The organism is Actinophytocola sp. (assembly GCF_035712165.1).
GTDB lineage: Bacteria > Actinomycetota > Actinomycetes > Mycobacteriales > Pseudonocardiaceae > DASYTH01.
Map to the genome: position 1 here is coordinate 1 of NZ_DASTBH010000278.1, position 6,662 is coordinate 6,662.

General features: G+C 71.3%; 5 protein-coding genes. 4 read left to right on the forward strand and 1 reads right to left on the reverse strand.

Annotated elements, in window-relative coordinates; genetic code table 11:
• From VFO68_RS15695 to VFO68_RS15710, 4 genes are all read left to right on the forward strand, one after another.
• On the forward strand, nucleotides 1–1,272 hold a 1,272-nt coding region (locus VFO68_RS15695; protein WP_325159025.1), incomplete at its 5' end, for a hypothetical protein.
• Between the two features lie 82 nt (nucleotides 1,273–1,354).
• Nucleotides 1,355–3,337 carry a glycosyl hydrolase family 28-related protein gene (locus tag VFO68_RS15700; protein WP_325159026.1) on the forward strand — a complete coding sequence of 661 codons (1,983 nt, stop codon included), beginning with the start codon at nucleotides 1,355–1,357 and terminating at the stop codon, nucleotides 3,335–3,337.
• Nucleotides 3,338–3,385: 48 nt separating this feature from the next.
• On the forward strand, nucleotides 3,386–4,600 hold the full coding sequence (locus VFO68_RS15705) for a VanZ family protein (protein ID WP_325159027.1): 1,215 nt from the start codon (nucleotides 3,386–3,388) through the stop codon (nucleotides 4,598–4,600).
• 9 nt (nucleotides 4,601–4,609) lie between these two features.
• Nucleotides 4,610–5,155 (forward strand): hypothetical protein, encoded by a 546-nt coding sequence (locus tag VFO68_RS15710; protein ID WP_325159028.1) that lies wholly within the window; start codon nucleotides 4,610–4,612, stop codon nucleotides 5,153–5,155.
• 42 nt (nucleotides 5,156–5,197) lie between these two features.
• Here the strand turns inward: VFO68_RS15710 and VFO68_RS15715 are convergent.
• A partial coding sequence (locus VFO68_RS15715) for a tetratricopeptide repeat protein (RefSeq protein WP_325159029.1) occupies nucleotides 5,198–6,662 on the reverse strand: 1,465 nt, incomplete at its 5' end.

Here is a 6,662-nt window from a genome sequence, read left to right on the forward strand (position 1 = left end):
GTCCAGAACACCAGCAACTACTACTACCTGGCGCTGACCGGCTCCGGTTCGGTGGAGTTGGGCAAGCGGGTCGCGGGTGGGTTCAGCACGCTCGCCTCCGCGCCTGCGGCCGTGGTCGTCGGCTCGTGGCACACCGTGCGGTTGGAGGCGTTCGGCTCGACGCTGCGCGGTTTCCTGGGCAACACCCAGGTGGTCACGGCGACCGATGGCACGTTCTCCAGCGGCCGGATCGGTCTGGCGACGCTGTTCGCCTCCGCGTCCTTCGACGACGTCGTGGTGACCGACACGCCGGGCGTCGGCAACCCGCCGACGACCACGACCACCACCCCGCCGACCCCGGGCAGTTGCGACACGTCCGGCCGGCCGGTCGGCTTCGCCTCGGTCAACACGTTGGGGCAGAACGGAACCACCGGTGGGGCCGGTGGGCCGACGGTCGAGGTGGAAACCGCGGCGGAGTTCCTCGGTGCGATCGCCGCGTCCGGGCCGCTGAACATCTGCGTGCGCGGCACGATCGCGTTGCCGGGGCCGATGCACAGCATCGGGTCCGACAAGTCGATCATCGGTGTCGGTTCGACGGCCGGGTTCACCGGCGGCGGGCTGAACATCGGTATTCCCAACGACGACGCGATCACCGCGCCGCCGGCGAACGCGGTGCACAACGTCATCGTGCGCAACCTGTCGTTCCGGAACTGGCCGGACGACGCGATCAACGTGCAGATGTTCTCCCACCACGTCTGGTTGGACCACAACGACATCGGCGGCGGCGGGTTCGACGGCGCGATCGACATCAAACGCGGTTCGAGCTACATCACGGTTTCCTGGAACCACACGCACAACCACACCAAGAACATGTTGCTCGGGCACGACGACGGGGCCGGCGCGCAGGACATCGGCCGGCTCAAGGTGACCTACCACCACAACTGGTTCGACCAGACCCCGCAGCGCAACCCGCGGGTCCGGTTCGGCGAGCCGGTGCACGTGTTCAACAACTACTACCTGCACAACACCGATGTCGGCGTGGCCTGCCAGGCCAATGCCGGATGTCTGGTGGAGGGCAACTACTTCGAGAACACCGAGGAGACGGTGACCAACCACTACGCCGGTCCGACAGGGCGGTGCGTGGCGCGCAACAACGTGCTCGTCGGGGAGTCGGGGCAGCCGGACTGCTCCGGCACCGTGCAGGAGGCCCGCGACTACTACAGCTACACGCTGGACGACCCGAACACCGTCAAGAGCAGCGTGATGGCCGGGTCCGGGGTCGGGCACGTGTAGGATTTGCGCAGGATCATGCAAAAACAGAACAGATCACGGTAAAGACTTGTGTGGGCAGGTATCGCGGTCCTATGGTCGCGTCATGCTGTCGCGTTGGGCCGCAATCGCGGCGGCCACGGTGACCATCGCCGGCCTCTCTCCAGCCGGCACCGCCGACGCCCACCCGGCCCCGGCCGTGACGCGCGCCGGGCTCGATCCCGCGCTCGTCACGGGCCGGGGCGCCCAGGTCGACTTCGCCGAACAGGAGGCGGAGAACGCCAGGACCACCGGCACCGTGATCGGGCCGGACCGGACCGCCTACACCCTGCCGGCGGAGGCGTCCGGCCGCACCGCGGTGCGGCTGTCCGCCGGGCAGTACGTCGAGTTCGCGCTGCCGGCCCCGACGAACGCGATCACCGTGCGGTACAGCATCCCGGACGCGCCGGGCGGCGGGGGGATCACCGCGCCGCTGGCTGTCACGGTCAACGGCGGGCACCGCCGGACCATGACGCTGACCTCGCAGTACGCCTGGCTCTACAACCAGTACCCGTTCACCAACGACCCCGGCGCGGACCTGCTGCACCCGGACTGGTGGATCACCGAATGCTCGTGCGTGCCCGACCAGACCACGCCTCGCCCGGTCATCACGAAACCGTTCCGCCCCAGCCACTTCTACGACGAGCAGCGCCTGCTGCTCGGCCGGACCTTCCGGGCGGGGGACCGGCTGCGGCTGACCGCGCCGGCCGGAAGCCCGGCCGCGTGGACCGTGATCGACCTGCTCGACACGCAACTCGTCGGCCGGCCGCACGTGGCGACGCGGGCGGCCAACGTGGTGCTGTTCGGCGCGGACCCCACCGGCCGGCGCGACTCGGCCGACGCGCTGGACCGGGCGATCGCCTTCGCCCGCCGGCACCGGCTGCCGGTGTACCTGCCTCCGGGCGTCTTCCAGGTCAACCGGCACATCATCGTCGACGACGTGACGATCGAGGGCGCCGGCAACTGGCACACGATCGTGCGCGGGCGCGAGGTCGCGCTGGACCCGCCGGCGCCGGACGGGTCGGTGCACACCGGCGTCGGTTTCTACGGCCGGGACGCGGCGGCGGGCGGCAGTACGGGCGTGCACCTGTCCGGGTTCGCGATCGAGGGCGACGTGCGCGAGCGGATCGACACCGACCAGGTCAACGGCATCGGCGGGGCCATGTCGCATTCGACGATCGAGGGCCTCTACCTCCACCACACCAAGGTGGGCCTGTGGTTCGACGGGCCGATGACCGGCCTGCGGGTCACCGGCAACATCATCACCGACCAGATCGCGGATGCGCTGAACTTCCACACCGGCGTGACGAACTCGGTGGTGTCGAACAACTTCGTCCGCAACACCGGCGACGACGGACTGGCCATGTGGTCGGAGACAACCGCCAACGCCGGCAACGTGTTCGACCACAACACCGTGCAGAGTCCGGTGCTGGCCAACGGGATCGCGCTCTACGGGGGCGGGGACGCGACGGTCTCGGCGAACCTGGTCGCCGACCCGGTCCGGGAGGGCAGCGGCATCCAACTCGGCACCCGGTTCGGCGCCGTGCCGTTCACCGGGCGGATCCGGATCACCGACAACACCACGGTGCGCGCCGGAACCTACGAGCTGAACTGGAACATCGGGCTGGGCGCGATCTGGATCTACGCGCTGGAGCACAGCATCGACGCCGACATCCAGGTCGTCGGCGACCACTTCCTGGACAACGGGTACAACGCGATCATGCTGGTCAGCGACTGGCCGGTGAAGGACCTGTACTCGATCACCAACGTGACCTTCGCCGACCTCCGGGTGGACGGCGCCGGCACCTCGGTGCTCAGCGCCCGGTCGGCCGGCTCGGCGTCGCTGCGCAACGTGGACGCCCGCAACGTGGGCGCGGTCGGCGTGAACAACTGCGGCTCGTTCCACTTCACCCCGGCCGGTTCCGAGTTCTCGCTGACCGACCTGGGCGGCAACGACGGCGGGTGGCTGGCCGGCTGGCAGCTGCCGAACACGATCACCTGCGAGGACCGCCCGGTGGTGGTGCCGCCGCCTCCGCCATCTCGGTGGTAGATCCACTGTGGAGGCTTGAAGCGGGCAAACACGGGGTATAAGAGCGTCGTGGTCGCCACCTATCTGCTCCCGGTCACCACCGCGCTCGCGGTGTTCCCGATCGTCGTCCTGCTGGTGATGCTGCCGGTCGCCGTGGTCAGCTACCGCCGCCGGGGCCGGGCGGGTGGCTGGACCACGGTGGTGATCTACGGCTTCCTGTTCTACCTGCTCGCGGCGGCCATGCAGACGGTGATCCCGCTGCCCAGCAACCCCAGCGCCTACTGCGCCACCCGGACCTACGCCAGCACCCCGCAACTGCAGCCGTTCTACTTCATCGACGTGGTCTCCACCCGGGCGCGCGGCGACTGGAGCCTCGCCGGCATCCTGCACAACCCCCCGCTGTGGAGCACCGCGCTCAACGTGGTGCTGCTGCTGCCGCTGGGCTTCTTCCTCCGCTACGTCGCCCGCACCCGGTTCCTGGCCGCCGCGGCGATCGGCTTCGGCGTGTCGCTGCTGTTCGAGCTGACCCAGCTGACCGGCAACTGGTTCATCTACCCGTGCGCCTACCGCCTGTTCAGCGTCGACGACCTGATCCTCAACACGGCCGGCGCGGTGCTCGGCTGGCTGCTGGCCGGCCCGGTCGGCCGCCTGCTGCCGGCGGTGGAACCGGAGCGGGAACGCCGTCGCTACGCCGCCAGGGTCACCCCCAGCCGGAGGTTGTTCGCCCTCCTCGCCGACGCCGTCGGTTTCGCCGTTCTCACCGGCTTCGTCCTGGGCCTGACCATCCTGTTCGGCGCCGCCACCGCCCCGGTCACCCCCACCGTGCCGGTGCTGGCCGTGCTCTGGTTCCTGGTGGTGCCGGTGCTCACCGGCTCCACCCCCGGCAAACGCGCCATGCTGCTCCGTCTCCAACGCACCAACGGCCGCCGCCCCGGCCTCCTGTCGGTGTTGGTACGCAACGGAATCCTCCTGTCACCGCTGTGGCTGGCCTGGCTGACCCTGTCGGTGGAGCACTGGAGCCTCCCCACCCTCCTGCTCCCGCTCGCCCTGCTGTTGTCGATCTTCCTGGTCCTCGTCTGGTCCCCCCTCGCCGTCTTCTTCGGCAACGAACCCACCCCCTACGAACGCCTCTCCCGCACCATCAACATCGCCATCCCACCCGCCCCACCGCCCCCGCCCGGGCGCCGGCGCCGCTTCCCGGCGGGCCCGGTCGAGATCCCGCCGCAGCCAGGGACTCGCGTTCTGGAGGCGGGAACCCGTCAGGGGGGACCGGCGGGACGGTAGCTTGTGGACATGAGCTGGGGACGGGTGCTGGCGGCGGTCGGGGTGTTGGTGCTGGTGAGTGGGGTGTCGGCCGCCGACACCGAGCGGTTCATGTTGGCCGAGGGGCCGATGCTGAGCCGCGCTGAGCAGTGGTACCGGCTGTCGCCGGTGTACGACCAGGATGCGTGCTTCAGGGTGGACGGGGGGTATGCCGGCACCGACTGGTCGGGGGTGCTGGGCGGGTGCCAGCGGCCGTACTACCGGACCGACTGCTCGGGGTTCGTGTCGATGGTGTGGGGGTTGCCGTTCAGCTACGCGACGCCGCGGGACGGGTTGGACCGGGATCTGGCCGACGTCTCCCAGGTGATCACCAAGGATCAGCTGCGGGCCGGGGATGCGCTGCTGGCCTGGGGCCGGCACGTGCGGCTGTTCGTGCGGTGGACCGACGCCGCCCGGACCCGGTACCTGGCTTACGACTTCGGTGCGACACCGGTGAAGCATCAGGTCTACGTGTGGGACGGGGCGGGCGAGTACGACTACGTCCCGATCCGTTACCGGGGGCCGAACGACGACTAGGCGCGTTTCGCAGTGCCTGTCGAACCCGAAGCCAAACCGGGTCTAGGTGGTGGGGGCGGGGTTGTCGAGGGTGGTGAGTTCGGCGCGGATGGTGTTGGCGGCGGTCATGCCCAGGTCGGTGTAGATGGCGGCGGCCTGCTCGTAGTGGTGGCGGGCGGCGGTGGGGTTGGTGGTGAGGTGGGCGCGGGCCAGGCCCAGGTGGGCGCGGGCCTGTTGGTCGCCCGCGCCGGTTTGGCCGGCGAGGACCAGGGCGTCGGCGTGGTGGGAGCGGGACTGCTCCAGTGCGCCGGCGGCGCGGGCGGACTCGCCGAGGCCGTTGCGGGCCCAGGCTTCGCCGTCGCGGTCGCCGTTCTCGCGGAACAGGGCCAGGGCCTGGGAGTGCAGCCGGGTGGCGGACTCGTGGTGGCCGCGCAGGGTTTCCGTGGTGCCGAGGCCGTCGAGGGCCCACGCCTCGCTGGTGCGGTGGCCGAGTGCGCGGAACAGGGCCAGGGCCTGGGAGTGCAGATCGGCGGCGCGGCCGAGGCGGCCGGCGCCTGCCTCGAGTTCGCCGAGGCTGGTCAGCGCCCATGCCTCGCCGAAGCGGTGGCCGGCCCGCTGGTGCAGGGACAGCGCCCGGCGCAGGTGGTCGAGCGCCGCGTCGTCGCGGCCTAACCGCGCTTCCACCGTGCCGAGCCGGGTCAGTGCGTGCGCCTCGCCGGTCCAGTCGCCGGTGGCGCGGTAGCGGGCGAGCGCCTGCTCGTAGTGCTCGGCCGCCGACCCGTACTTGCCGGCCCGCTCCTCGACCGAACCGAGGTTGCCCAGCGCCCGGCCCTGGCCGACCTGGTCGCCCTCGTCGACGAACAGGGTGTAGGCCTCCCAGAGCTGGGCGGCGGCCAGGTCGTGCCGGCTGGCCTGGGTGTGCACGGCGCCGAGCGCGTTGAGCGCGTACGCCTCGCCGGCCCGGTCCCCGATGCTCCTGGCGGCCGCCCGGGCCTGCCCGTGGATGTTGAGCGCGGCACTGTCGTGCGCGCCGTCGAGGTAGCGGAACAGGATCGCCGACAGCCGCACGGTGTGTGCCGGCCAGCCGTGCGCGGCGCTGTGCGCGGCGACCGACTCCAGGTTGGCCAGCTCCGCGTCCAGCCAGGTGCGGGCGGCGGCCGCGTCGGCCAGGTCGGGGGTCGGGGTGGCCGCGCGGGACACGGGTGGCCGCCGGTCGGCCTCGCCGGGATAGAGGCGCTCCATGGCGAGCGCCGCGGCGGCGAGGTAGTAGTCGTGCAGCCGGCCCAGTGCCGCCGGGACGTCCACCTCGACCGGATGCGGCCGGTCGGCCGGACCGCCGGCCAGGTGCGCGCGGGCCAGCGCGTCGAGCAGCCGGCGCGCCTCGGCGAGGTCGGCGTCGAGCAGCGCGGCGAGGCCGTGCGCGTCGAACGTGGGGGCCGGGTGCACGCCGAGGACCGCGAAGGCTTCGGCGCCCCGGGGTGACAGGTGTTGGATCGACCAGGAGAACACCGCGCGGACGGCGGATCTG

Coding starts and splice junctions, on each gene's coding strand:
- VFO68_RS15700 (WP_325159026.1), top strand. CDS start 1,355: ATGCTGTCGCGTTGGGCCGCAATCGCGGCGGCCACGGTGACCATCGCC.
- VFO68_RS15710 (WP_325159028.1), top strand. CDS start 4,610: ATGAGCTGGGGACGGGTGCTGGCGGCGGTCGGGGTGTTGGTGCTGGTG.